This is a genomic window from Brevibacillus brevis (assembly GCF_031583145.1).
GTDB classification, from domain to species: Bacteria; Bacillota; Bacilli; order Brevibacillales; family Brevibacillaceae; genus Brevibacillus; species Brevibacillus brevis_E.
Genome location: NZ_CP134050.1, coordinates 4,973,812 through 5,000,514, shown reverse-complemented (window position 1 = coordinate 5,000,514; position 26,703 = coordinate 4,973,812). Strand labels below are relative to the sequence as shown.

Genomic DNA, 26,703 nt, shown 5'->3' with positions numbered 1-26,703 from the left:
AATAGGGGGGACGAGTATGAAAAAGCGAATCGGTGTGATGATGGCAGCGCTCCTCGCGATCACTACCGTCATGGCCGGATGCAGCAGCTCAGGGACGACCGCGGGAGGACAGCAGCAGGGACAGGAGCAGACCGCGCCCAAAGCGGAAGGAGAAAAGCCTGCGGTCGAGCAGAAGATCGTGTATGCGCTGAGTCAGGAGCCGGAGCAGATGGACCCGACGCTCAACGTCTATGCGCGGTCATCCATTGTTCTGCAAAATCTGTTTCGGGGGCTTTACAAGATCGACGAATCCGGGAAAAAGCCTGTCCCTGCCTTGGCGGAAGGGTATGAACTGGATTCGACGGGCACCAAGTACACCTTCAAGCTCAAGCCCAACGCCAAGTGGTCGGACGGCAAGCCTGTGACAGCCGGGGATTTCGAGTACTCCTGGAAGCGCGTGCTGAATCCCGACGTGGCTTCGGGCGCGGCCTTTTACCTGTACTATCTGAAAAACGGAAAAGCGTACAACGAGAAGAAGGCAAAAGCGGAGGACGTGGGCGTCAAGGCGTTGGACGACACCACCCTCGAGGTGACGCTGGAAAATCCGACGCCGTACTTCCTTGAGCTGCTTTGTGTCACCGCCTATTACCCGGTGCGAAAAGACGTCGCGGAAAAGGAAGGCTGGACGAAGTCGCCCGAAACGTATTTGACGACCGGCCCGTTCATGCTGTCCGAACTTAGGCCGAAAGAAAAATACGTCCTGAAGAAAAATCCGAACTACGTAGACGCGGACAAAGTGAAGCTGGATACGCTGGAGATCGTGTTCATCGAGTCCACGGAGGCGGAGCTGGCCGCGTACACAAACGGCGAGATCCAAGTCTCCGACAACATCAGCCCGGAAGGCATGAAGCAGTACCAGAACACGCCCGACTTTTACTCGATTCCGCGGATCGGCATGCAGTACTACGACTTCAACGCGTCCAAAAAGCCTTTTGACGACGCCAGAGTGCGAAAGGCTTTCAGCATGGCAATCAACCGTGAGCAGATCATCAAGAACATCGTCCAGTCCGTAGAAAAACCGGCGTTTGGCATGGTGCCGTACGGTATTCCGGACGGCGTGCAAAAAGACAAGGAATACCGCGATGTGGCGGGCAATCTGTTCAGCGAAAATGTCGACGAGGCGAAAAAACTGCTGGCCGACGCCGGCTATCCGGACGGCCAGGGAATGCCTGAAGTCACGATGATCGTGCAGGCCAACCAGACCGCCAAAGACGTCGCGCAAGCCCTGCAAAGCATGTGGAAGCAAAATCTGGGCGTGAACGTGAACATCCAGACGTTTGAATCGAAGGTGTATTGGGATGAAATCGACAATGGCAACTTCAACATCGCCGATGACGGCTGGACGGGAGACTACCCGGACCCGATGACCAATCTGGACATTTTCGAAAGTGTCAATACGTCCGACGACATGCGGTGGAGCAGCGCCGAATACGACCGTCTACTCGAAGAGAACCGCAAGATTTCCGATCAGGCAAAGCGGATGGAAAACTTCGTGAAGGCGGAAAAAATCCTGGTGGATGAAATGCCGCTCATGCCGCTGCGTTTCTTTGAGGATCAGTTCCTGGCGAAGCCGAATGTCAAAGGCGTGCTGAAAAACTATATCGGTCATACCATTTTTGAGTATGCGCATGTAGAATAAACCATAGATGGAAGTCAGGGGCCAGAGGGCGTCAGCTTTTGGGCCCTGACTCGTGGGAGAGGCTGCTATGAAACCAATCATTGGAGTGACGACGTTCCTGTCTGACGCTTCGAAGTACAGTACGGTGAATCGCAATTACGTCGACTCGGTCTACGCTGCGGGAGGGCTTCCTGTCACGATTCCCATCGTCGAAGGCGAAGCGGACTACGAAGCGTACCTGGACATGGTGGATGGTCTGCTGTTCACGGGAGGAAACGACATCGCTCCTTACTACTATGGCGAAAATCCCGTCAGGCAGCTGCACTCGATGTCATCGATTCGGGATGAGTACGAGCTCTCCCTGTTTCGGGGCGCGTATGAAAAGAAGATGCCCATCTTTGGGATCTGCCGGGGGATTCAACTGATCAATGTGGCGCTGGAAGGCAGCCTTTATCAGGACATTTACAGCCAGTGTCCAGGCACGCTGGGCCATTCTCCCGAGCATACCGCTGCGGATGAGTTGTACCACTCCGTACAGATCCAAAAGGGGTCGAAGCTCTACGAGATCTTTGGCGAAGAGCGGATCTTTACCAACTCGTTCCATCATCAAGCGGTCAAAGCGCTGGGAAAAAATCTCGTGGCGACGGCGTATTCCGAGGACGGGATCGTGGAGGCCGTCGAAAGCACGGAAGAGCGGTTCCTGCTGGGCGTCCAATGGCATCCGGAGGCCATGACCAAGCGGCACCCGAAGTTCACGGGGCTGTTCCAGGCGTTTGTCCAGGCATCGCTTGCCTATAAAAAGGAGGTAGCTGTATGAAGCTGTTCATTAGCGCAGACATCGAGGGTATCACGGGGATTGCAAACTGGGACGAAGCCGACATCGAGAAGTCCTTCAGCAAGTATTTCACCGAGCAGATGAGCAAGGAAGTGAACGCCGCCTGCGAAGCGGCATTCGAAGCCGGAGTAGAGGATATTCTCGTCAAGGATGCGCACAGCACGGCCCGCAACCTCGACCCGTCGAAGCTGCCGGAAAAAGTGAGAATCCTCCGCGGCTGGACGAAAGACCCGTTTCTCATGATGGCCGGGCTGGACGAAAGTTTTGCCGGCGTGTTCTTTATCGGCTACCACTCGGCCGGAGGCAAAAACGGCAACCCGCTCGCCCATACCATGAACATGCGCAACGAATACGTGAAAATCAACGGAGAAATCGCCAGCGAGCTGATGATCAATGCCTTCACGGCTTCCTACAAGGGCGTACCCGTCTTGCTCGCGACCGGCGACAAGCTGATTTGCGAGGATGCCCAGAAGCTGAACCCGAACATCAGGATCGTTCCCGTCAGCGAAGGGATCGGCAACGCGTCGCTCTCGATCCACCCCAATCTGGCGCTGCAAAAGATCAAGGAAGAGGTAAAGACGGTTCTCGGGGATAAGGACGACCTGTCCAAGTACCTCGTTCCTTTGCCTGAATCGTTCCACGTCGAGATCGCTTTTCGCGAGCACTACCACGCGTACAGCGGTTCATTCTACCCTGGCGCCAAGCAAACTGGCCCCAAAACAGTTGCCTTTGAGACCGATGATTATATGGAAGTGCTGCGTTTCCTGTTCTTTGTCTTGTAACTAGCTGTAAGCCAGGATTGCCGGGGAAATGTCCCGGGGGAAGGCCAACCAGAAAGATCTGGTTGGCCTTTTTTCGATTGGGCTTTGACTATCAGGAGTCCTTTTATAAAAAATGTGTCACTATAGCGGGTGATGTGTACAATCCCTCCGATTGCTTGGTCCATACGATATGGTAAAAGGAGGAGGATCAGCATGGCAAAAGTAAAAGTTAGCCCGCGGTTCAGAATGCTTTGCAACCAATTTGCAAGGATCTTGGGAGGGGAGCACGAAATTGATCCCGGTCCGGTTTGCTTTGTGAGCAGGGCCAGAAAGTTGAACGCATCGATTTTGGGAAGGAAGACCACATCGCCACTGGTACGGTACCAACTGTTCTCGTTCGAAAGGCTGGACAGCTCGGGACGTGCCCTCTGCCTGGGTGAAACCGCCTGCTTCCAAAATCAAGCCAACCGATTGATTTCCAACCTGCGCAGACAAGGCATCAAAGTGACCGCTCTGCACAACCACTGGCTGTTTGAAAACCCCCGTCTCATGTACATTCACTGGGAATCGATCGACAACCCTGTCGCCTTTGCGAGAAAAAGCAAACGAGCGATTGCGTTCCTGGGTTAAAACGGCAAGACAGATTTCTTGACTCCCAGTCGATAAGACAGGCTGCCCATCCGTAGACAAATACGGACAGGCGGCCTCTTTTTGTTGGTTCCTCTTTTGGAATGGAGCTGGCCAGTCAATGCTTCACTGCTGCGCCCCAAGAGCCACAGCGTTTTCTGCTTTTTCCGCCCCCACGGCAACAGTTGCAACCAAGAAACGCTACTTTTTCCGCAATTGCTGAGCAATCGTATACCCAATCAGATAAGCAGCAGCCGAAGTATTTCCGTCAACGGTAAACGGAATGATGGAAGCGTCAGCCACAATCAAATCTTCCACGCCGTGGACATGCCCCCGCCGATCGACCACGCCTCCCTCGCGCAAAGGAGCCATCCGCAAGAACGCCTGCTGATGATGGTTATGGTCAAAATTTTGCCGGATGAAGTCCTCCAGCCTGGCGTCGTTGTTGATGATATCCAGGGTGGGTGAGACCAGGCGGTACCTTTGATCGATCGCCGTCAGCTTTGCCGCGATATTCCTGATGTACGTCCTGTAGATGGCTTTTACGGCTTCCATGTCCGCCGGGTTGTTCAAAAATCCTTCATCTGCGAGCACGATCTTCAAAGGATCGTTGTTCTGCAGTTGAATGGAGCCACGGCTTTTGGGCTGCAAATAAAGAATCGCGATCGTCAGCTGATTTTCCGATCCCAGCCCGATCAGCTGCACTCCGCGACGGCTTTGATCGGAGCCGGGAGTGGGATCTGGCAAGAAGGCTCCGCCTGTATACAGAGCATTCGGATCATTCAAAGGCAGGGGACGATCGAGCGGATTGGTGGTAAAGGTCGCGAAGTTTAGCGTGTGGTTCGTAAGGTTTTGACCCACGTGCGGATTATCGAATATGACAGGAATCCCTGCTTGTTCAAGCATGGAAGCGGGCCCAATCCCGGAGAGCATCAAAAGCTGCGGACTATTGATTCCGGCCGAAACGATGATTTTCCGGCGAGCATGAGCACGGACGCGCTGGCCAGCCCTGAGAAATTCCACGCCAACGGCACGCTGCTGACGAAACAGGATGCGAAGGGCTGTCGACTTATAAAGAACCCGCAGCTTTCGGCCTTGAACCCCACGGCCGGCAGGAGTCATGATATCCGATGAGAGAAAAGCGGTGGAGGAGCTTTCCCGTTGACCATTTGGCATTTGATACAACTGCCAGCGGGTAAAAGGGCCGAGTGGTGTCTGCGGATTGTTGTAGTCGACGATTTCTTTGAATCCCGTTGCCTGCTCGATCGCTCTAACCAGCTTTCTGGCCATGACCGTCGGATCCGTCGGGGCCTGGCGAATGTCGATACGACCGTTGTGTCCATGTACTTCGGACGTGCCCGAGATTCCGTGAAAATTCTCCAAGGCTTTGAAGCGCTCCAGTGCCAGCTGAGGCGACCAAAGGGGACCGAGGAGCCTTTCCCATTCTGCAAGCACAGCTGATGTAGGTCGGACATACTGCTCGCCGTTGATCGATGATCCGCCGCCCGAAAGCCTGCCGGTCGTCCATTCAAAGGAACGGTCGTCCAGGGCTTCCTGGGGGACTCCCTCGCCTTGCCAAAAATACTGTGGAAAGAATAGTTCTTCCAGCTCGGGAGCGAATGTTGAATCTCGGATCGGTTCATCCTGATCGTTATTGTCCCCTGCCTCCAGTAACAAAACGGAGGTTTTTTTATCATCCGTCAGCGTTTTTGCCAACACGGCCCCGGCCGGACCTGTCCCGACAATAATGTAGTCATAAACCAAATCCCCATCTTTCTTTCGATGTGATCCCACTTTTCATCCCTCTCAGTATAGGAAGGTAGCTTGCAAGCATCCCGGACGAGCCAAACAGGCGTCGGAGAGCCCAAAATGGCGGAAAGCCAGTCAATACTGTATTTCTATGTACGGGCTCGATACTTTGCATGTTTATTTGTCCCATCGGAAGAAAGGAGGGGAAAGAATGGGCAAGCAAGCGGGAAGCCGTATAGGGAAAATAGAGAGGGCGCATACTTCAAACACAGCAGGCACCCATTTTGCGGAAAGGTGGAGGGGTATGCGATTTTAACCGTAGGTACGGCATTCGTCGGTTTGCTTCTCGTGCTCGTGTTCATCGGTTATGTCTTCTGGAGAAACATCCGGAAGTAGAGGATCCATCATCTGCCCTGCTTTTTTTCGACCGCGATCCATACTTCGGCTTGGGGGTGGTGCCCAGGGGGACAATAGCATTCGATGCCGGGCACGTTTGCCAGTTCGTACTCGGAAGTAGGAATCCACTCGGTGTACAGCCTTTGCCAAATTCCTTGAACATCCAAGTCCGGAGTAATTTCAAACACGGCCCAGGTGCTCTTTGGGAAATTCAGCTTCTCCATGCCTTCTGCAGGCTCCCGATCGGAAAGGGAAGCCAGGTAGTAATCAAACTCGTCATTGGTTCCGAAATTTCCGTCGGCACAAATTCCGAGTATTCCTCGTGGCATACGTGTAGGTTCCGACCAAAGGAGCTCGATGAGCTGATCCATTTGTCCCTTTTCTTTTGCCTGCTCCCACAGGCGGGGAATCACTTGAAAAGCGTCCTTCATAGGGACCCGTTCTTTGAAACCTACGACTGAAAACGCTTCGGTTTGTTCGATCCGATACTTCATTCCGACCTCTCCTTTCACGGTAAGGGAAAAAGCCATACGCGGGTATGCCTGCAGCGGTACACCGGAATTCCGCGCAGCGGTCGGAGCAACTCCGTGCAACGCGTGAAAAGCGCGAGCAAATGCTTCCGGAGAATCGTATCCGTACTTGAGGGCGATGTCGAGCACTTTGCCGCCGGTGGTTTGCAGTTCGAAAGCGGAAAGAGTCAGCCGCCTTCGTCTGATGTATTCGGAGAGCGGTACTCCTGCGATAAACGAGAACATCCGTTGAAAATGATGGACAGAGCAGCAAGCGATTTTCGCCGCTTGGGCATGATCAATCCTGCCTGCCAGGTTTTCCTCTATGTAGCCGAGAGCGTCGTTCATTCTCTTCATCCAAGCCATGGTCGTCCTCCTTTTGTTTCCAGTATACAGGGAGTTGGGAAGCAAAGCCTTGCTTTTCCCGCACAAAAATGCAAGGATGCCGAACGACAATTCGGCACGCAGAAACGGTCGAGCGACTTCTTGACGATTGGATATTGTTCCCTCTTCTTCCTGAATGTGTTGCTGCGGCAGACTTTCGCGAAAGGATAAAACGCTGGCACCTAGTTGATTCTAATGGGGGTAGGAGGTGATAAAAATGACAGTAGCATCCCAAGTAAAGCAAACCCTGGCAAGTTTGAAGGGCGCGCAGGCGAATCTGGAATCGTTTGCACTCAGCACCCAAAACCAACAGGCAAAGCAACTGTATACACAAGCGGCTGAACAGACCAAATCCATTCTCACCAACCTGGAACAACGCGTGACAGAACTGGAAAACGAAGAACCGCAATATAAAGGATTCTAATTGCTTCCAACCAGGTGCCAGGAAGAGGAGTGTTCCTCTTCCGGTCCCTGAAGGGAATTGGGGGTAGGTGGAACATGCCTGAATGGCTTAATCTTGTCATCCGGTCCGTAGTAGCCATCGTGTATTTGTTTGTGCTGACCAAGCTGATTGGAAAAAGGCAGATTCGTCAGCTTACATACATCGAGTACATCGTGGGAATCACCATCGGATCCATCGCTGCCTTCATGGCGACGGACATGGATGGCCCCATGTACCACAGTCTGATCGCCTTGACCATCATCGGGCTGTTTCCCGTTTTAATGGATTGGCTGTCGTTGAAAAGCAAGACAATCCGGAATCTGGTGGAGGGCAACGCCACGATTCTCATCAAAGACGGCAAGATTCTGGAAGACAACCTGAAAAAAGAGCGGCTGACGACGGAAGACCTGCTGGAACAATTGCGAATTAAAAATGTGTTCCGTGCGGCAGACGTGGAATTTGCCTTGATGGAAGCGAACGGAGAAGTAAGCGTGCTGCTCAAGTCGCAGAATCAGCCTGTCACTCCACAGCACCTGGAGCTGGTCGTCTCTCCTGCGGAAGAGCCCCAGGCGGTCATTATGGACGGCGTCATCATGGACGAACCATTGGCGACGATCGGGCTGAACCGCAGATGGCTGAGGACCGAGCTGGAAAAAGCCGGAGTTGCGCTGGAGAACGTATTTCTCGGGCAAGTCGACAAAGGCGGGCAGCTGTATCTGGACTTGTATGACGACAAATTGCAGGTAGCCCAGCCCATTGAGATGAAGCTGACGTATGCCACCTTGAAAAAATGCCAGGCGGATTTGGAGCTGTTTGCCCTGGATACACAGGACAAGCGGATGAAACGGTTTTACCAGTACGACGCGGAAAAGCTGCAGGGCGTGATCGATCAGGTAAGGCCGCTCTTGATACGCTGACGGGAGTGATTTGCATGGCTGACCAAAAAAAGAAAAAGCTTACGTTGACGCAACTGAAATATCAGGAGCTGGCCAAACGGCATGAGCCTCCCCGGCCTCTGGCACGAAACTTCGTCAGGGCCTTTCTGGTGGGCGGCGTCATTTGTCTGATCGGACAAGCTCTGCAGGAGATGTTCATTCGTTATTTTGACTTCACGGAGAAGACGGCAGGCAATCCGACTGCGGCCGTATTGATCTTCCTTTCAGCCCTGCTGACCGGACTGGGGCTGTATGACCGGATCGCTCAGTGGGCCGGCGCGGGAACGAGCGTCCCGGTTACAGGGTTCGCCAATTCCATCGCGTCTGCGGCGATCGATCACCGCAGCGAAGGATTCGTCCTGGGAGTAGGCGGAAACATGTTCAAGCTGGCGGGATCCGTGATTGTATTTGGGGTCACTTCCGCATTTTTCATTGGGCTGATCAAGACCGTGTTCAACATCTTGTCAACAATGGGGGAATGAAGCATGCGCCAAGGTCACCAGTCCTGGGTGTTTCCCAGCAAGCCGGTCATTGCCGCCTCGGCTGCGATTGGCGGTCCATTCGAGGCGAAGGGACCGCTGGCCGAAGATTTTGATACGCTTCACGGCGACCTCATGATGGGCCAGGACAGCTGGGAAAAGGCGGAGCGGGTATTGCTGGAGGAAGCCTGCGACAAAGCCATCGCGAAGGCGAATCTCACCAAAGAACAAATTCATTTCATGCTGGCCGGCGATTTGATGAATCAAACGATTTCCGCCAACTTTTCGGCCCGCACGCTCGCCATCCCTTTCCTCGGAATTTTCGGCGCTTGCTCCACCTCGATGGAAGGCTTGGCCCTGGCAGCCCAGCTGGTAGACAGCGGGGCTGCTGATTACGTATTGGCAGCTACCAGCAGCCACAATGCTGCCGCTGAAAAGCAGTACCGCTATCCGACGGAATACGGCGGGCAAAAACCGCCTACCGCCCAATGGACCGTCACGGGAGCCGGGGCAGCCGTCGTCGCAAAGGAAGGGAGCGGGCCGCGCATCCAGGCGGCGACCATCGGCAAAATCGTGGATATGGGCTTGAGCGACCCGTTCAACATGGGAGGAGCCATGGCGCCGGCAGCATTGGCGACATTGGAGACGCACTTTCGGGATTTGCAGCTACCGCACGACCACTACGACCTGGTCGTCACTGGCGATCTGGGAAAGGTCGGGCATTCCATTCTCTCTGAACTGCTCCCCAATCACAACGTACATATTCCGCTGGATCGATACGTGGATTGCGGCATGCTGATTTACGGGGACAATCCCCAAGTATGGTCAGGAGGAAGCGGATGCGGTTGCTGCGCGACTGTCACGTATGGCCATTTGCTCGGAAAAATGAAGGCAGGCAAGATCAAGCGGATGCTGGTGGTTGCCACGGGAGCGCTGCTTTCCCCCATTTCGTACCAGCAAGGCGAGAGCATTCCGTGCATCGCCCACGCCGTAGCGATCGAAGCGTAAATAGCGGTAAGGAGGGGGAGCATGACGTTTCTCTGGGCATTTCTGGTGGGTGGAACGATCTGCCTGATCGGACAGTTTCTGATTGATGTGGTGAAATTAACCCCGGCCCACACCATGTCGTCCTTGGTAGTGGCCGGGGCGGTGCTGGATGGCGTAGGCTTGTACGAACCGTTGATCAAGTTTGCAGGCGCGGGGGCAACCGTGCCGATTACCAGCTTTGGCAATGCGCTGGTGCACGGCGCGATGGCGGAAGCGGAAAAAACGGGACTGATCGGCATTGTCACGGGAATTTTTGAAGTGACCAGTGCCGGTATATCGGCGGCGATTGTATTTGGGTTCATTATGGCGCTCTTGTTTCGGCCGAAGGGTTGAATCCCGATGGAAAGTCCGGCTTGTGCAACTGGTGAACGAACAAGAAACCCCGGTGCGTACGGGGTTTTTTCAAATGGCAAGATTTCTTTTTCTGGCGAGCCGCTATTCCCAACGAGAAAATTCTCAACTATAATGGAGAAAACATAAATAGAGAACGATGTTCTTATTTGCAGAACGAAGGTGTGCCATGGAAACGAAGAAAACAGCCAAATTAGAGACTGGGGACAGGATTCTGAAGATTTTGGAATGCTTTACCCTGGAAAAGCCGGAGTGGGGAGTATCCGAGCTTAGCGAGCATTTGCAGGTGTACAAAAGCGTAGTGCACAGGGCGCTCGTGACGCTGGAAAATCGCGGCTTCGTGAAACAAAATCCGGAGAACCAAAAATACTCGCTCGGCATCAAGCTGTTTGAGCTGGGGATGATCGCCGCCAGCCAGATCAACATCCGCACCATTGCCAAACCGATCATGGAAGAGCTGTGCGAGCAGACGAACGAGACGGTCATGCTAATGATTGTAGACCATTTGGATGGCATTTGCATCGAAAAAGTCGAGTCTTCCCAAAGTGTCCGCTACACGTCGCCTATGGGGAAACGCGTCCCTCTCCACGCCGGTGCGACCACCAAAATCCTGCTGGCCTACCTGCCGGAGGAGAGGATTCGGCAAATCATTTCAAAGGAGCTGCCGAGCTTCACCAAGTACACCGTCGTAGATCCGGCCGAGCTGCAAAGGGAGCTGGAGACGATCAGGGAGCAAGGCTACTCGATTTCCGCGAACGATTTTTCGTTGGGCGGGATGGGCATCGCCGTGCCGATTCGCGATTATACGGGCAATGTCGTCGCGGGCCTTTCGATTTCCGGATTGGAGATCCGAATGAGCAAAGACAAAGATCGTTTGCTTTGGCTATGCCAGCAGGCGGCGCATGACATATCCAAGCGGCTGGGTGCCCGATAATTTTTTTTGTAATATAAGAAGAACAACGTCCTTCAAATAAGAACGAATTGGGATAGTGCTTCCATTTGAATGTATCGGGAACTCGGCTGAGGAGGTGAGGAAGGTAGTCATGCCGGCGCGAACCGAGAAGCAAATTGATTCATTGCACCATGAATCCTGATTTTTATGGGGAAAGAGGGAGCCTCGATGAACGAATTGCAAAAGGAAGACATCCAGCGAAGAGTAGCCAGGTGCATGCCCTGGATCCTGTTGTTCGAATTTTTCTACACATTCAACGACAATGTGTTCAATTTGATTACTCCCAACCTGTCGGAGCAGTTCGGGGTAACGCCTTCCACGATCAGCCTGATTGTGACGTTCAGCAAGCTGTTTTTCGGGATTGCTTCGATTGTGTACACGGCCTTGTCCGATATCATCAGTATTCGCAAAGTCATGCTGCTCACCAGTGTCGCCTTTCCGGTCGCCACCCTGCTGGGAGTATTTTCGCAGGACAGCTTTACCCTTCTGGTTGTTTCGCGCATTCTCTTCGCGGTGACGATCGCTGCCCCGGTCGCCTTGCAGATCATTATCGCCATCAAGTACTTCGACAAGCTGACGGCTGCCAAATACCTGGGCTACAACACGGCCATCTATCAACTGGCGAGCGCGGCCGGCCATTTGTTCGGCGGTTACATCGCGGAGTACTTGAGCTGGAATCTCGTCTTTTTGATTCCGGTCCTGACGATTTTCGGCTTGCCCGTGCTGTTTAAAAACCTGCCGAAAGAAGTGACGCTGAAAGGTTCCTTCGACGCCGTGGGCATGATCCTGATGACTGCGATCTCCACCTTCCTCATCACGTACCTGACATTCAAAATGCAATACCCGCTCCTTCTGATCGGTGCTGTCGTCTGTGCAGCCTTGTTCGTCTGGCATACGTTCAAGAGCAAGAATCCGTTCCTGAAGCCGGAACTGTTCCGGACTCGGGGCATCACGCGTTCCTTGATCGTCGGCGTTTTGTTCTACGCCACGCAAATCGGCTTCTACTTCGTCTTCCCGTTTATCGTGAACAAGACGTACCACATGTCCACCAGCACGATCGGCGCGTTTTACACGATCACAAACATCGCTGCGTTCATCATCGGGATGTTCACGGGGCGCATCATCAAAAAGATCGGATACCGCAACATCGCGCTGCTGGGAGGGACATTCATTTTCGCCGGCTTGGGCATGATTGCTTTCTTCGTCGGCTTTTCCGTTGTCTTTTCGTTCGTGGGCATGGGGTTGTTCAACATTGGCTACGTACTGTTCTTCTCCGGGTATTTGGCGAATTTCACGCAGCTTTTGCCCACGCATCAGCACGGTGCCGGGATCGGGGTCGAAAAACTGGTGGTCACGATCGCGGCTTCCCTTGGCGGAGCGTTTGTCGCCATGCTTTACGGCCAGCCGTTCATGATGACGAAGATCGTGGACTTTTCCGCGAATACGCAAACAGCCTTGTTCAGCAACGTCTCGCTCGTGCTCATGATCTTGATCGGCCTGGCGACGTGGCTTTTCGTCAGTGTGTTCGGCAAGAGCTTCAACCGCCAGGAAGAGTTCGGTCAAAGGGAGCCGGGGACATCTGCGCAAGGACAAGTCTGACATGAAAGGAAGCTAGCGATGCAAAAGATCTTGATGGATGTAGATACGGGGATCGATGATGCTCTTGCCATTGCGTACGCCGCCGCTCTGCCCCATGTGGAGCTGATCGGAATCACGACGACGTACGGGATGGCGCCAGTGGACTTTTCCTATCGAAATACCTGCAAAATACTGGAGTATGCGGAAGTCGACGTGCCGGTATGGAAAGGCGCGGAGAACCCGCTTACCCGCACGCGCGCGTACAGCGGGAGGATCCACGGAACGGACGGCTTGGGAAACACCCTGGGTCCGGTGGAAGCGCCAGTCGCTACCCGTCATGCCGTCGATGCCATGATCGAGCACATCTACAAGTACAAGTCCGAGCTCACGATTGTGGCGACCGCTCCGCTGACGAATCTCGCCATGGCGCTCGCAAAGGCGCCGGAAATCGCGGAGATGGTAGGAAGGGTCGTTATCATGGGCGGAGCGGTCATGACTGTGGGCAACGTCACCAAATTTGCCGAAGCCAACATCATCATTGATCCGGAAGCGGCCAGTCTCGTCTTTGGCTCTACTTTGCCGATCACCATGGTGGGGCTCGATGTGACCCGCAAAACGCTCTTGACGGCGCGGGATGTGAAACGCTGGCGGGATGGAGGAAGCAAACTGGCACAGCGGCTTGCACCGAGCGCGCAATTTTATCTGGATGCCTATAAAGAACTCCACCCGTATTTGCCGGGATGCGCGCTGCACGACCCGTTGGCGGTGGGGGTAGCGGCCTATCCGGATCTGGTGCGGACCATTCCTATGTTTATCCAGGTAGATCTGGAGGAAGACGCTTTGGGCCGGACGACGGAAGATCTGAATCGGACAGGCAAAGCCGAGCCGACTACGAGGGTAAGCGTGCAGGTGGACGCGGACCGGTTTATGAACGACTTTTTCCACCGAATCGGTTGAGTCTGACCAGAATGCGGGCCGCCACTCGGCTGAGTGCGGCCCGCGAAGGAAGGGATGTTTTTTCATGAAATGCGATATTATCATCAAGGATTGCAGCTTGCTCACCCCTGATTGGGAGATTGCCCCGAACCGATCGATCGCGATCGCCGGCTCCCGCATCGTCGAGATCGGCAGCTATGCGGCGCTCAAGGAAAAGTACGAGGCCGCCAGTGTCCTCGAAGGCAAAGGAAAGCTCTGCATGCCGGGCCTGGTCGATGCCCATACGCATACGTGCCAGCAATTGCTCAAAGGGAGGACGATGGACGAGCTGCCGATGATCTGGTCCCGTATCCTGGTTCCGTACGAGGGCAACATGAACGAGCATGATTCGTATGTGAGCGCCCAGCTCAGCTGTCTGGAAATGATCAAGTCCGGCACGACGGCGTTTGCCGATGCGGGAGGCGTCCACATGCACAAGGTAATCGAAGCGACGGTCGAGTCGGGCATGCGGGCTGCCATCACGCGCTCGTCCATCGATATCGGGGACTTCCTGCCGGACACGATGAAGCAGCCGATGGAAGCGATTCTGGACAACAACGAGTGGCTGTACAAGCAATACCACGGAAAAGGGGACGGCAGAATCCAGGTCTGGTTTGGCATTCGCCAGGTCATGTCATGCTCGCCCGAGCTGATTTCCGCGGCGGCCGAAAAGGCGAGAGCGTACAAGACCGGTCTGCATGCGCATTTGGCGGAGCACCGCGACGAAGTACGATACTGCCTGGAGAAGTACAAACTTCGGCCGGTGGAGTATCTGGATTCCTTGGGGGCGCTGGGGCCGAACCTGCTGACGGCGCACAACGTCGTGTACTCCGAGCAGGAATTGGAGCTGCTGCGGGACCGGCAGGTGAAAATCGTCCACTGCCCGCGAGCCAACTTTAATTCGCACGGATTTCCCAAAACGCCGCGGATGATGCAGATGGGAATGTCCATCGGCATCGGCTCGGACGGGTCCTCCGGCTCCAATCTCAGCCTGTGGGACGAGATCCGGGTGTTCCGCTCCGGCATCCATGCCTATTGGGGGCTGCCCGTCTTTGACCCGCTTGTGCTTCCTGCCAAGGACCTGCTGCGAATGGTTACGGCCGGCGGAGCGGAGGCCTTGCAAATCGAGGACGACATCGGCACGCTCGAGGTCGGGAAGAAAGCGGACGTCATTCTGGTCAACATCGAACAGCCGCACATCTGGCCGACGCGCAATCTCGTGAATTCCCTGGTGGAATCCGTCACAAGCAAAGATGTAGAGGACGTCATCATCGACGGCAAGCTGGTCATGAAAAACCGCGAGCTGCTCACATTGGACGAAGAGCGCATCTTGTACGAAAGCAAGGCAGTCATGGAATCACTGGCGCAGAAAGCAGGGATATGACAAAGGCAAAAAGCCGGGAACATTCAGAACAGTCCGTCCTGAATGACCGGCTTTTTGTCATGAGGCGGGCGAACGACCGAGGCTTCAGCGTACGTGCCTGGAGCGAGCCTGCTTGGGCTGAAAAAGCGTCGTGCGGTTTCTTCCATCTGCTTTGGATTGGTAAAGCGCCTGATCGGCCATGCTCACGATCTCGACAGGCCTGGCTCCGTGCAGAGGGAAGTTGGCCACACCGGAAGAGATGGTGATGGAGGTGCCCGTCTGCTGCTTTTGCGAGGAGATCGCGGTACGCAGACGCTCGGCGATGTGCCAGGCCAGCTGCACGTGCTCGTCGTCGATCAGGATGCCGAATTCCTCGCCGCCGTAGCGGAAGCAAAGATCGTCTTCCCGCGTCTGCTCCAGCATCGTCTTTGCCACCTGCTTGAGGACTTCGTCTCCCGTGACGTGACCAAACGAGTCGTTGACCTTCTTGAAATGGTCGATGTCGAGCAGCACGAGGGAAAACGGAGCCTGCCTTCTGATTCGCTCCTGGAGGGCGGCGTCGAACGTTTTTCGATTCGCAAGCCCGGTCAATCCGTCCGTTCTGACCTCTGCCTGAAGCTGGGTCAAGCGCCGGTTTACTTTTCGGATCGCCATTCTCGTGCTCTGGTACAGCTTTTGCACCTCGTAAATGGAAGAGGTCGTCGTCGGGATCTCCGGCTCGTCCCCTCCGGACCCGACGGACCGATCCGAGTACAAGGCCAGCTTGGACAAGGAGCTGCTGATGTTTTTGGAGATCAGCCAGACGATTGCGACCGTGACCAGCAAAAAAGGCAGGGCGGTCAACAGCAGGTTGCCGACCAGCTGGCGGTTGGATTTGTCCAGGACTGAGCGCGGAGTCTGGGAGATGATGCCCCAGCCTGTGATTTTTTCGTGCGAGTACCCGGCCAAAAAAGAAACGCCTTTGCTGTTGACGATTTCGGCGTATCCGCTCTTGCCCTCCAACGCTTGCTTGACAGCGGGGTTCATGGTGACAATATCCCCCAAGCGCTTTTTCTCGGGATGAAAGATGAGCCTGCCGGTTTTGTCGACGACGAACACATAGGAGCCGTCTCCGTAGATATGCTCCTCCAGCGTCCGATTGAGTGCATTTTCCTCTTCCAGGTAAATGGTTCCGCCGACAAAGCCCTGGTACGTCCCTTGTTGGTCCACGATTGGGGACGAAACGAGAATGATGAGATGGCCTGCCTTGCCGTAATACGGCTCCGAGATAAACGGCTGTTTCAACCGAAGGGCTTGCTGTGACGCGGGCGAGGTAAGCTGTGTGCCGGGCAGGATCCCTTTGACGGAGGGACTGACTTGACGGATGATGCCGTGGGCGTCTGCGATGAAGAGAGATTGAAAGTACTGCTTGTTGACTGAAAACCAGTCGTCCAGATCCTTGTTGGAAAACGGGTGCTCAGCCGTGTGCATCGCCAAGGCGTTCACGGTATTCTGCATGCCGCTCACGACCTCGGTGGTGTTGCCCGCCAGTTTCTGGGCGTATCGAAAGTTGTTTTCCAGATAGCTGGCGGAGAGCGAGGCTTCATTGACGTGTATGGAGGAAACAAGCCCGATCAGCATCGTGACGAGAACGGAAATGACCACGAGCCACTCGAGAATGAATCGAAGGGTATAGGTTCTTCTTTTGATCATGGTAACTCCTTTTGCCAAATTCGGTCGAAAGCCCGGAGATAATCTTTTCCCTGTTTCGCGGAGCGCAAACCATTCGGGCCTTATCAGAGCAGCGGGTTTGAAAGACAGGCCGGAGCATCTGCGTGAAGGCAAATCCTGCGATTGCCCACTCCACATGTATCGGCATTCCATTGCTAACGCATAAGAAAAGGCGGAAGAAAAGATAGCGGGAGCACTCTTTCGCTTGCCCGGCGCTGGCTCCTTCGGCCGTGTTTCCAGCAGGAATCCCGGCGAAAGGGGAGTATTGTATCGGAGAGGACAACGATACGCAGGAAAAGAGGAGAAAAACGATGAATCCGATTCGCTATGAGCGCAGGCGCTACACGACTGGACAGACTCCGATCGAAAAACTGGAGCGACTCTCGAGGGAATTGGGAGGGCCTGTCATTTCCATCAAAAGGGACGATCTGACGGGGCTGACCGCAGGAGGCAACAAGACGCGGAAGCTGGAGTACCTCGTGGCGGACGCAGTCAGACAGGGAGCCGACACGCTCATCACCTGCGGCGCCGTCCAATCCAACCACTGCCGCTTGACTCTGGCTGCGGCGGTGCGCGAGGGGCTGAAATGCCAGCTGGTATTGACGGAGCCCGAGGGGGGCTACGATCCGCAAGCGAGCGGCAACCATCTTTTGTTTCACCTCCTGGGAGCGGAAAAAATCGAAGTGATCGAGGCGGATGGCGACATGCACGCGGCCATGGACAAGCTGGCGCATGAACTGGCAAGCCAGGGACGCAAAGCCTACCTGATCCCGGTCGGCGGCTCGAATGAAGTCGGCTCGCTCGGGTACATGGCCTGCGCGGAGGAGATCGAGCAGCAAGCGTGGGAGTCGGGGACGCCGTACGATTATGTGGTGACCGCTACCGGCAGCGGAGGGACGCAGGCAGGACTTTTGGCAGGATTTTGGGCGAGGAATTCGAACACGCGGGTGATCGGGGTAAACGTCAGCCGCGACCGCCAATCCCAGGAGGCCAAGGTGCTGGAGCTGCTCGGCAGTACGGCCAGGACGATCGGGCTGAAGGGTGAGCCGAGTCCTGATACCGTCCAATGCGAGGACCGGTACGTCGGTCCAGGCTATGCCATCCCCACTGCGGAAATGGTGGAAGCCGTCCAGCTCGTCGCCCGCACGGAAGGGATTTTGCTCGATCCTGTCTATACGGGAAAAGCAATGGCAGGTTTGATCGGGTTGATTCGCGAAGGAAGGTTTGCCAAGGAGGACCAAGTGCTGTTCCTGCATACAGGCGGTTCGCCGGCTCTGTACACGGCGCCGCAGCTGTTTTTGCCATAGAGAGGACAAGCTAGCGGCACGCATTCGAATGTGTCAGCTGGGGTCATTTTTCACTCCGGAAAAATATTGCAAAGCCCTGCTCTCCGCTTGTGAAAAGCGAAGGGCAGGGCTCGTTCGTTTGCAGGGAGACCGCTTATTTGAAAAAGATCTCCGCTTCGTCCATGGCCATTTTGTTCCCAAGGGCGGAATAGTCCAGCCAGGGCTGTGCGCCGATGGTGTAGATGTGATGCTGTTTCACGGCTTTCAAGCCTTGCCAGAGCGGATTCGCCTGGAGCTGCTCGTACACCTTTTTGGCTTCGTCGCCGGCATTCACGACCACGAAAATGGCGTCGGCATCAAAATCAGGCAGTACCTCCTGGGAAATCACTTCGTACGCTTTGTCGATTTTCTCCACACCGTTGGCCGGCTTCAGGCCGAGATCATCAAACAGGATGGGGCCCATCGGACGCTTCATTCCGAAGACGCGCAGTTCCTTTGCGGTGACGCGGATCGCCATGACCTTGGCTCCTTCGCCCAGCTTGGCATGAATGAGCTCCTTCACATGAGCGGTCTGTTTGTCGTAGTCGGACACAAATTTCTCCGCTTCGGCTTCCCGGTTCACCAGTTTCCCGGTTTTTTTCAGGGTATCCCTCCACGTGCCGTCATCGAGGTTGAATACTTCCACAGGAGCGATCTTTTCGTATTTCGCTACATCTTTCCCCGAATAGTTCTCGTCCAGATAAATGACATCCGGCTTCAACGCCAGGAGTGCTTCCATGTCCGGATCGGTTACGACGCCGAGCGGCTTGGTGTCCTTCAGGCGATCGGCCACGTGAGGCAAAAAGGCTTTGGTATCCCCGCCGATGACGGAGCCCACAGGAGTGATTCCCAGCGCCAACAGATTGTTGGTCAAATGAATCGACATGGAGGCGATCTTTTTCGTATCGCCGTCTCCGGCAGGATTTTCTGCGCTGGCAGGGGCCGTGTTTGCAGCGGGTGCAGATGTGTTCTCGGCACTCGGCTGCGGCGCTTGTCCGCAGGCTGTTACGGCGAGCAAGGAAAGCGCGCCAAGCATGGTCACAACGAATTTTTTCATGGTGAATTCCCAACCTATCCTATGATTTTGTCTTTGCCAATACGTAGAGAAAGTAGGGGGCGCCGACAGCAGCCACGACGACTCCCGCAGGTATCGCATTCGGCTGAAAGATCGACCGGCCGATGGTGTCCGCCACGACAAGAATGACCAGTCCGATCAGGCCCGAGATCGGCAGCATGTATCGGTGCAGAGGACCGACCAGCCGGCGGGCCAGATGAGGAGCGGCGAGCCCGATAAAGCCGACGCCGCCTGCCATTGAGACGCTGGCGCTCGCAAGGGCAACGGCAGCAAACAGGAGCACGTAACGCTGCCGTCTGACAGGCGTCCCGATCCCGATCGCGACCTCCTCTCCCAGCAGAAAAGCATCCAGGACCTTGGCCTCTGAGATGACATACGGCACCAGGAGGAGAATCCACGGGAGCAATGCCAGGACATTCGCCCATTCCCGGCCCCAGACATTCCCGGCCAGCCACCTGGCGGCGAAAGCGTACGTGCCCTCGTCCAGACGAAGAGAGAGAAAGAGCGTCACCGCGCTGAACCCGGCAGCGAGCGCAATGCCCACGAGGATCAGCCGGATCGGCATCACGCCTCTGTGGCGGTCGTACGCGAGCAGGACGATCAGGATCGCGGCCAGGACGGCTCCCGCGAACGTAAACAGCGGAAGGATGAGCGAGATCATGCCTTCCAGGGAGCGGAAGAAGCTGACGAAGATGACGAGCCCGAAAGCAGCGCCCGCATGAAGTCCGAGAACGCCTGGATCAGCCAGGGAATTGCGGTACAGTCCTTGCAAGATCGCGCCGGATATCCCCAGGCCGACCCCCGCCAGCATGGTGATGACGATGCGCGGCAGGCGATACGCAAACAGGACGAGCGAATCATCCGCACTACCGTAACCGAGCAGGGTCATGAGCACCTGGTAAGGAGACAGGCGAATCGAACCGGTGTGCAGGCTGTAAAGAATCGCTGCCACGCAGGTCAGGATGAGCCAGAAGCTCACTAGGACAGCCCGTTTTTGTCTGGCCGCCTCTTGCTGGTTCATCTAGTAATCCCCCCTTTCCCGCCTCGCGAGGTAGAGAAAGAACGGGACACCGACGAGTGCCACCATGACGCTGATCGCGAGCTCCTTCGGGGGATTGACCATCCGGGCGCCCAGATCGGCCAGGACGAGCAGGATGGCTCCCAGCACGGCGGACAATGGAACCATCAAGCGGTAATCCACTCCCACCAGCTTGCGTGCCATGTGAGGGACGACCAGTCCGACAAAGCCGATGGAGCCGACAGCCGATACGGAGACGCCGGCCAGTACGACCGCGACCACCATCGCGATGACTTGAATTCGCTTCGTCTGCACGCCCAAATTGCTGGCGACATCGTGTCCAAGTGCGATGGCGGAAATGGAGCGGCCCAAGAGCGGAGTCCACAGGAGCGTCAGCAGAATGATGGGCGCGAGCCATTGCACGTGTGACCATTTGATCCCGCCCAGTCCGCCTGCATACCAAAACGCCAAATCCTGGCTCAGCTCGAAATAAATCGCAATGCCGGTGCTCAGCGAGTGGAGCAGCGCTGCCACCACCGCCCCGGCAACGGTCAGGCGAAGGGGAGTCAGGCCGCCGGGGGCTGCCGAGCCGAGCAGGAAAATGAAAGATGCACTCATGACAGCACCGACGAAAGAGAGAAGCATCAGGGCGGAGTACGGCAGCTGCGGGAAAAAGGCAAAGCTGAGCGCCACGACAAATGTGGCGCCGGCGTTCACCCCAAGAATTCCGGCGTCAGCCAGGGGATTGCGGGTCACCCCCTGCATCAGGGCTCCTGCGACCGCAAAAGCGGCACCGATCACGGCAGCGCCGATCACGCGGGGCAAGCGCAGCTCGTGAATAATCTGATGGCTGGTCACGGCCGGATCGTAGGCGAATACCGTGCTCCACACAGTTGTGAGCGTGATCTCCTTGGCGCCGTAAGAGACGGCCAGAAACATGGACAGCAAAAGTCCGATGACCGCGAGCACGAAGACAATCGAAAACACTTTTCCCTTCATCGATTCGGTGTCCTTGTCATTAATAGTGAGAATCATTATCTGTTAGGTTTATTGTAAGAACCCAATTGCTTTTCGAACATGTCATAAATGAAGATTTTTCTCCTTGGACTTTTCCAAAACGTGCAGACATTCGGAAGAGCGTGACACGCCAGACTGGATTTTCGGGATGCGGCGATGGCTACAAGCTGACGCTGCTAACGGGAGAGGTAAGCAAATCCACCGCCATGTCCAACTGCCTCTCCAGCGAATAGGGTGCGTATACCTTCCATTGGTCCCACTCCAGAAAGCGGCAGCGGCCCTGTGCGACTGCAGGATGGCACAGCCATGCTTCGTTTCTTTGCAACAGCTCCCACTGCCTTTTCGCTTCTTCTCGCGAGGGGACTACCATGAACAGGTAATCCGCTTCAAATTGGCCCAGCTCGTCGATGGAGATGGCTACCCATGTAGGCATGGTCCCGTCGCTGCGTCTTTGCATTTCCGCCGACAATCGATCAGGAGGGGACATTTGCAGAGAGCGATAAAACACGTGTCCGATGTTGCGCATGCCGTACAGGCGCCAGCCTGTCTCCCGCAGGACGCAAATCGCCGCAGAGCGGTTGGCGCCGATTCGCTGTGTGACCAGCCGACGAGCCTGCTCCGCTTTTTTTTCGTACTGGTCGATCCAGACTTGGGCCGCTTGCTGCCTGTTCACGATTCCGGCAATCCTGTGCAAATGCTCAAGGACGTCCAGGCTCGCCCACGGAACGGTGACGATCGGGGCGATGTCGCTCAGGTTTTCTCGCGCCATCCGGGAGACATTGTCCTTGCAGATGATCAGGTCCGGGGCGATTTTCAAAAAAGTCTGCCTGCTGATTTCCCACGGGTCGGTCGCGTGAAAGGGCAGCATCAGGCTTTTGACGGCAGCGGGAAGGTACTCGTGCGTCTGGGCGGCACAGGGTATGACCCCGAGTGTCAACAGATGCTCGGTATATGGAAAGGAGAGCGAGATTGTTTTCACGTGAGGCTGCTTGGAATAGGTGGTGGGCGCATAGCCGCTGGCGGTCTTGAATCGGCGACTGAAGTAAAACTCATCGATGTATCCGACCGCACGAGCGACTTCCTTGATCTTTCTGTCCGAGACCAGCAGCATTTCCTTTGCTTTGTTCATCCGCAAATGGGTGAGAAACTCGTGGGGAGTCTTGCCCATCTTTTGCTTGAACAGATGAGAAAAATAAGCAGGGTGCATCCCCGCCAGTTCCCCCAGCTTTTCCACGCTGATGTCGCGGTCAAAATGCTCCTGCATGTATTGGACGGTGAGCGGCAGCCATCTCTCCGGGGCCTCCAAAACGGGGAGTGCCGGGCTCTCCTCGTCGGGATTTTCTTCGAGCAACAACTCCAACAGTTCGTACAAGGGATCCAGCAGGTATCGGGAGCGGCTCCCTTTCGAGGAGAGAACTTCGTTGGCCAATTGGCGGAGCAGGTACTGCGTACGGCTTCCCGTCTTTTCCACCAAACCACGAAGCGGAAAGGAAAGGTCGAGCTCGTAAACTCTTCGGTGATCCTCGGCTGCCGCGAGACGATACAGCTCAAAGGAAAGAGCATACATCTCCAGCCCTTGCAGGGATGAGGGAACCACCTGAAGGCTCGTCTGCGGGGGGAGAAGCAGAAGCGACTTGCGCGCAAATTTGGCAGAGGAACCGTCGATGATCACTTCGCCCTTTCCTTTTGTTCCGTACAAAAGGGTGTGGGTATGTACAGCTTCCTTGGTGCCAGGGGTGCCATGCGGGTAGAAATGCTTGCCCGTTTGCTTGATTTCCAGGAGCGTGTCCCGCAAAAAAGGATGGACGTGTTCCCTTCGTTCCATGGTCATGTTCCTTTCTGAACGGCGTCCCATTTTTCATACAGATTATAATATTGATAATCATTATCACTGTCAATGCCCATTCCGTGTTTGGCAGCAGAAGAATGTCAGAAAAAAACCGCCGGGCAGGGTTTCGGCTTTGATATACTATTCGTATCATTCACTCGATTTGGAAAGTGGGTACGCGCATGATCTTTCTTCAAGTCATTTTGCCGGTCCTGTTGATCTTCCTCTCGGGGTACATTCTGCAGCGGATTTTCAAGCTGGACCTCAAGCCGATTTCGACGCTGGCGATTTACGTGTTGACGACGGCCCTGGTATTCCGCACGTTTTACAAGACGGCTCTGGATCTTCAGCTCTTTTACATCGTCATCATCTCGCTATTGCTCTTGGTCGCGCTGATTCTAATCACGCAGCTCACTGCGAGGCTGTTCAAGTACGACAAGCAGCAGGAAAGCGCCATGATGCTGTCGACCGCCTTCATGAACAGCGGCAACTACGGGACGCCGATCATTTTGTTCGCGTTTGGAGATGCCGGGTTTACGTACGCCGTACAGATCATGGTCCTGCACTCGATCATCATGGGGGTGTTCGGGGTCTATTTTGCTTCGCGGGGCAAAGGCGGGGTAGGAAGCGCCATCCGGGCGGTCTTCAAGCAGCCGTCCAACTATGCGGTGATCGTCGCGATCCTGTTTCAGCAGTTTCAGATCGTCATCCCAGAGAGCTACTACCAGGCCATCGATCTGGTAGCACAGGCGGCGATTCCGGTCATCATGCTGATCCTGGGGATGCAGCTGGCCAACGTATCGTCCACCAACCTCGAATGGCAAGGGCTCAGCGTCGCGAGCGTCATTCGGCTGATCGCATCCCCCATGCTGGCGTATTTGATCTGCCTCTTCTTTCCCATCGATCCGCTGCTGCGCAATGTGCTGGTCATTCTCGCCGCGATGCCTTCCGCCGCCACGACGGCGATCTACGCGATCCAGTTCAACATGCGGCCGCAGTTCGTATCCAGCAGCGTGCTGGTGACGACGGTGATCAGCGTGGGGACGTTGACGTTTTTGCTCAACGTGCTGCACTGACTGGGTATCCCGTCAAGCCGCGGGCATGCACAAAAGTAGGGGAGCAGCGATTGGAGCCTTGCGAGGCTTCCGCCGTTGCTCCCCTGTCTGTTTTTGTTCGGCCGGGTCCGACCGGGCCAAGCCGGTTTTGATTGCGCAGGCTTACCGGTGTTCGATCAAGGAATTCACAGGCACGCTCATCTGGTTCTCCGGCTGATCGAGCGGGTAGATTCGCGCCAAGTCGGCTTCTTCATCTACATGCTGGATATAGACGGGGATTCCGTCGCAGGTCACATTCGCCATGACAGGGGATGCAGCAATTTCTTTGGCACGTTGCTTGTTCATTCCGGGTGCCCTCCTTGAAGTTTTTGACAGTGATAATGTTTGCCTTGGACGGTTGGTCTATTCCTCCGCGACAGTTCGAGCGATGCTTTTCCCTCCCAAACGACGGATAGCAGCCGATTTTTTACTCATGCTATAAGGGTTATGAAACCAGTGGGAGGCAGATTGATGCAAAGCGAAATTATTCATCGGAATGATATTACGGGCTTCCGGAAGAAATCCGAAGAATTCTTCCCGATGGCGTGGTATAGGAAGATGCTGGAGGACGAACCCGTTCATTATCACGCAGGGACGGATACCTGGAATGTGTTTCGATACGAAGATGTGAAGCGCGTGCTGTCAGACTACGAGCTGTTTTCGAGCAAGCGCGACCGTACCGTAACGGCTGTCGGTACCGGCACAGAGGAAGGCAGCGTCCCGGACCGCCTGAACATTCATAGCAGTGACCCTCCGGAGCATCGCAAGTCCCGTTCCCTGCTTTCAGCTGCATTCACCCCGAGAAGCCTGAAAGCCTGGGAACCGCGGATTCAGCAGGTGGTGAACGATCTGATAGGCGAGATGGGAGAGGAGATTGATATCGTCAGGGATTTTACGACACCCCTTCCCATCATCATCATGGCCGACTTGCTTGGCGTCCCGCACAAGGACAAGCTTTTGTTCAAAAAATGGGTCGATATTTTGTTCATGCCGTTCCATCAGGAAAACGCCAAGGAAGTCAACAAAATGAAGGAGAAGGCAGCGAAGGAGTATTTTGCGTACCTGCATCCGTTCGTGGTGGAAAAGAGGGCGAACCTCGCCGACGATATCATTTCGGATTTGATTCAAGCCGAATTCGAGGGAGAAACGTTCACGGATGACGAGATTGTCCGGATGACGATGTTTCTCCTCGGGGCAGGCATGGAAACAACGAGCCACTTGCTCGCGAACTCGTTCTACTCGCTGTTGTACGACGATCCCAAGCTTTACGGGGAAGTGAGGAGCGACCCCAACCTCGTGTCCCCGTTCGTCGAAGAAATGCTGCGCTACCGTTTTCATATCAGCAAAATGGATCGCATGGTGAAGGAAGATAACGAGGTCCTCGGCGTCAAACTGAAAAAAGGGGATATGGTGATCGCCTGGATGAGTGCGGCAAATGTCGACAAGGCAGTCTTCGAAGATCCGTTCACGCTGAACATCCACCGGGAAAACAACAACCGGCATCAGACGTTCGGCAACGGGCCGCATTTCTGCCTGGGAGCGCCTCTGGCGAGAATGGAAGTGAACAAAGCGATGAGAACGTTTCTGGAAACGTTCTCGCACATTGAACCCGTATCCGGCTTTGATCTGGAGGCGAGCTTGCAGCCCTCAGCTGCCGGCCAGGCCTTGTCTCGCCTGCCCATGAAAGTTCGCCGATAACGGAAAACAAAAGGAGCTGCCTCGGCACGCTCCTTTTGTTTGTGATCCATCCTGGCAGGCTCGTGCTTCTGCGCTTACAGGAATGTCTTCCTCCGGATGAAAAGCTCTGCAAGCAGCAGGTTGATGATCCAGCACAGCCAGACGGCGATCCGGTACGAATCCCCATAGGAAAAGCCCAGTGCGTGATGGGAGATGGCCACCAATACGTAAATCGTCATATTGGCAAAGGACAAAAAGAAGCTCCGTACGATCCATTGGCTGTGCAGGATCGTGTTTTTCCGTTTGATGAAAAGGTAACCGAGGAAGGTCGTTCCCAGCCATAGCGTGTTCAAAAGGAGAAAGCCGACGGTGCTCGGCCATCCTCCTGTCGCGAAGAAAGAGACATACATCCCCGGGACGAAATTGAGCAGGATCGACAGGACGTAGATGCGGCCGTTCCAGCGGTGAAAGCTTTTCGATTTCGCCCGGACCGCTTTCAGAGCGCCTAGAGGGCCGGTAATCAGGGACACAATGGCCAGCGAAATATGAAGCCGAATCATGAAAAGCCACAGGGCTTCATTCGGGATCAGCTGATCCTTGTTCGAGAGGAATTTCGCGATACTCGGGTCCACCACAAAATTTTTGGAAAAGGTATGCAATACCCACATCAGCGAGATGACGAAAATGGATAGGCTCACGGTCTTTTTCATGATTTTGCTCTCCCTTGCGTTTATCAAGTGTATGCCTTGCAGGATCGTTCCCAGGCGCTGCCACTCCGAAAAGAATAACGGCCAGCTGTCACCAAAAAAGCGGGGAAACTGTCACGAAAGTATCAACAAACCATCACAATCTGCATGCGCCGGCTTGTTCCCGGGCGAAAAAAAAGGTAACTTGAGAGGACTGAAGTGTTCGAAGAGTA

General features: G+C 55.1%; 25 protein-coding genes. 16 read left to right on the top strand and 9 right to left on the bottom strand.

From position 1 onward, the window contains the following. The first annotated feature begins 16 nt into the window (after positions 1-16). From RGB73_RS24810 to RGB73_RS24795, 4 genes are all read left to right on the top strand, one after another. Positions 17-1,678 carry a peptide ABC transporter substrate-binding protein gene (locus tag RGB73_RS24810; protein ID WP_310765545.1) on the top strand — a complete coding sequence of 554 codons (1,662 nt, stop codon included), beginning with the start codon at positions 17-19 and terminating at the stop codon, positions 1,676-1,678. A 67-nt stretch (positions 1,679-1,745) separates the two neighbouring features. Beyond that, a complete protein-coding gene (locus RGB73_RS24805; protein ID WP_310765541.1) occupies positions 1,746-2,474 on the top strand; it encodes a gamma-glutamyl-gamma-aminobutyrate hydrolase family protein in 729 nt (242 codons plus the stop codon). Beyond that, positions 2,471-3,274: a M55 family metallopeptidase gene (locus RGB73_RS24800; protein ID WP_310765539.1), complete on the top strand. Its 804-nt coding sequence runs from the start codon at positions 2,471-2,473 to the stop codon at positions 3,272-3,274. Before RGB73_RS24805 ends, RGB73_RS24800 begins: the two co-directional genes overlap by 4 nt. Before the next feature lie 192 nt (positions 3,275-3,466). Then, positions 3,467-3,883 (top strand): DUF1259 domain-containing protein, encoded by a 417-nt coding sequence (locus tag RGB73_RS24795; protein ID WP_310765537.1) that lies wholly within the window; start codon positions 3,467-3,469, stop codon positions 3,881-3,883. Positions 3,884-4,081: 198 nt separating this feature from the next. On the opposite strand, the gene RGB73_RS24790 is transcribed toward RGB73_RS24795, so the two are convergent. Beyond that, positions 4,082-5,674 (bottom strand): GMC family oxidoreductase, encoded by a 1,593-nt coding sequence (locus RGB73_RS24790; protein ID WP_310765534.1) that lies wholly within the window; start codon positions 5,672-5,674, stop codon positions 4,082-4,084. Between the two features lie 359 nt (positions 5,675-6,033). After that, on the bottom strand, positions 6,034-6,900 hold the full coding sequence (locus tag RGB73_RS24785) for an AraC family transcriptional regulator (protein ID WP_310765531.1): 867 nt from the start codon (positions 6,898-6,900) through the stop codon (positions 6,034-6,036). Positions 6,901-7,135: 235 nt separating this feature from the next. On the opposite strand from RGB73_RS24785, the gene RGB73_RS24780 reads away from it, so the two are divergent. From RGB73_RS24780 to RGB73_RS24740, 9 genes are all read left to right on the top strand, one after another. Continuing rightward, complete coding sequence (locus RGB73_RS24780; protein ID WP_310765528.1) at positions 7,136-7,342, top strand: DUF1657 domain-containing protein; 207 nt, start codon at positions 7,136-7,138, stop codon at positions 7,340-7,342. Positions 7,343-7,416: 74 nt separating this feature from the next. Continuing rightward, entirely contained in the window at positions 7,417-8,277 is an 861-nt protein-coding gene (locus tag RGB73_RS24775; RefSeq protein ID WP_310765525.1) for a DUF421 domain-containing protein, read from the top strand. 14 nt (positions 8,278-8,291) lie between these two features. Then, positions 8,292-8,777: a stage V sporulation protein AC gene (spoVAC, locus tag RGB73_RS24770; RefSeq protein WP_310765523.1), complete on the top strand. Its 486-nt coding sequence runs from the start codon at positions 8,292-8,294 to the stop codon at positions 8,775-8,777. A 3-nt stretch (positions 8,778-8,780) separates the two neighbouring features. After that, positions 8,781-9,782, top strand: coding sequence for a stage V sporulation protein AD (spoVAD, locus tag RGB73_RS24765; RefSeq protein ID WP_310765521.1), 1,002 nt, complete (start codon positions 8,781-8,783; stop codon positions 9,780-9,782). A 21-nt stretch (positions 9,783-9,803) separates the two neighbouring features. After that, positions 9,804-10,154: a stage V sporulation protein AE gene (gene spoVAE, locus RGB73_RS24760; protein WP_310765518.1), complete on the top strand. Its 351-nt coding sequence runs from the start codon at positions 9,804-9,806 to the stop codon at positions 10,152-10,154. Between the two features lie 187 nt (positions 10,155-10,341). Then, positions 10,342-11,106, top strand: a complete 765-nt coding sequence (locus tag RGB73_RS24755; protein ID WP_310765515.1) for an IclR family transcriptional regulator — start codon at positions 10,342-10,344, stop codon at positions 11,104-11,106. Positions 11,107-11,292: 186 nt separating this feature from the next. Further along, positions 11,293-12,723: an MFS transporter gene (locus tag RGB73_RS24750; protein ID WP_310765512.1), complete on the top strand. Its 1,431-nt coding sequence runs from the start codon at positions 11,293-11,295 to the stop codon at positions 12,721-12,723. An 18-nt stretch (positions 12,724-12,741) separates the two neighbouring features. Beyond that, a complete protein-coding gene (locus RGB73_RS24745) occupies positions 12,742-13,659 on the top strand; it encodes a nucleoside hydrolase (protein WP_310765510.1) in 918 nt (305 codons plus the stop codon). Positions 13,660-13,723: 64 nt separating this feature from the next. Beyond that, entirely contained in the window at positions 13,724-15,061 is a 1,338-nt protein-coding gene (locus RGB73_RS24740) for an amidohydrolase family protein (protein WP_310765507.1), read from the top strand. 84 nt (positions 15,062-15,145) lie between these two features. Here RGB73_RS24740 and RGB73_RS24735 read toward each other — a convergent pair whose 3' ends face one another. After that, the gene (locus RGB73_RS24735) at positions 15,146-16,732 is read right to left on the bottom strand and encodes a sensor domain-containing diguanylate cyclase (RefSeq protein WP_310765504.1); all 1,587 of its coding nucleotides are present in this window, start codon (positions 16,730-16,732) and stop codon (positions 15,146-15,148) included. A 329-nt stretch (positions 16,733-17,061) separates the two neighbouring features. On the opposite strand from RGB73_RS24735, the gene cuyA reads away from it, so the two are divergent. Next, a complete protein-coding gene (cuyA, locus tag RGB73_RS24730) occupies positions 17,062-18,057 on the top strand; it encodes a D-cysteate sulfo-lyase (protein ID WP_310765501.1) in 996 nt (331 codons plus the stop codon). Positions 18,058-18,190: 133 nt separating this feature from the next. Here the strand turns inward: cuyA and RGB73_RS24725 are convergent, their stop codons facing one another. From RGB73_RS24725 to RGB73_RS24710, 4 genes are all read right to left on the bottom strand, one after another. Further along, positions 18,191-19,132, bottom strand: coding sequence for an iron-hydroxamate ABC transporter substrate-binding protein (locus tag RGB73_RS24725; RefSeq protein WP_310765497.1), 942 nt, complete (start codon positions 19,130-19,132; stop codon positions 18,191-18,193). Positions 19,133-19,151: 19 nt separating this feature from the next. Then, positions 19,152-20,171 (bottom strand): FecCD family ABC transporter permease, encoded by a 1,020-nt coding sequence (locus tag RGB73_RS24720; RefSeq protein WP_310765494.1) that lies wholly within the window; start codon positions 20,169-20,171, stop codon positions 19,152-19,154. Further along, a complete protein-coding gene (locus RGB73_RS24715; RefSeq protein WP_310765491.1) occupies positions 20,172-21,167 on the bottom strand; it encodes a FecCD family ABC transporter permease in 996 nt (331 codons plus the stop codon). Positions 21,168-21,345: 178 nt separating this feature from the next. Beyond that, positions 21,346-23,010, bottom strand: coding sequence for an AraC family transcriptional regulator (locus RGB73_RS24710; RefSeq protein WP_310765488.1), 1,665 nt, complete (start codon positions 23,008-23,010; stop codon positions 21,346-21,348). 185 nt (positions 23,011-23,195) lie between these two features. Here RGB73_RS24710 and RGB73_RS24705 point away from each other — a divergent pair, with 185 nt between their 5' ends. Beyond that, entirely contained in the window at positions 23,196-24,089 is an 894-nt protein-coding gene (locus tag RGB73_RS24705; protein ID WP_310765487.1) for an AEC family transporter, read from the top strand. 141 nt (positions 24,090-24,230) lie between these two features. Here RGB73_RS24705 and RGB73_RS24700 read toward each other — a convergent pair whose 3' ends face one another. Continuing rightward, positions 24,231-24,413, bottom strand: coding sequence for a small acid-soluble spore protein H (locus RGB73_RS24700; RefSeq protein WP_310765486.1), 183 nt, complete (start codon positions 24,411-24,413; stop codon positions 24,231-24,233). 165 nt (positions 24,414-24,578) lie between these two features. On the opposite strand from RGB73_RS24700, the gene RGB73_RS24695 reads away from it, so the two are divergent. Beyond that, positions 24,579-25,805: a cytochrome P450 gene (locus RGB73_RS24695; RefSeq protein ID WP_310765484.1), complete on the top strand. Its 1,227-nt coding sequence runs from the start codon at positions 24,579-24,581 to the stop codon at positions 25,803-25,805. Between the two features lie 74 nt (positions 25,806-25,879). Here the strand turns inward: RGB73_RS24695 and RGB73_RS24690 are convergent, their stop codons facing one another. Further along, a complete protein-coding gene (locus RGB73_RS24690; RefSeq protein WP_310765482.1) occupies positions 25,880-26,494 on the bottom strand; it encodes a DUF2306 domain-containing protein in 615 nt (204 codons plus the stop codon). Positions 26,495-26,703: the final 209 nt, after the last annotated feature.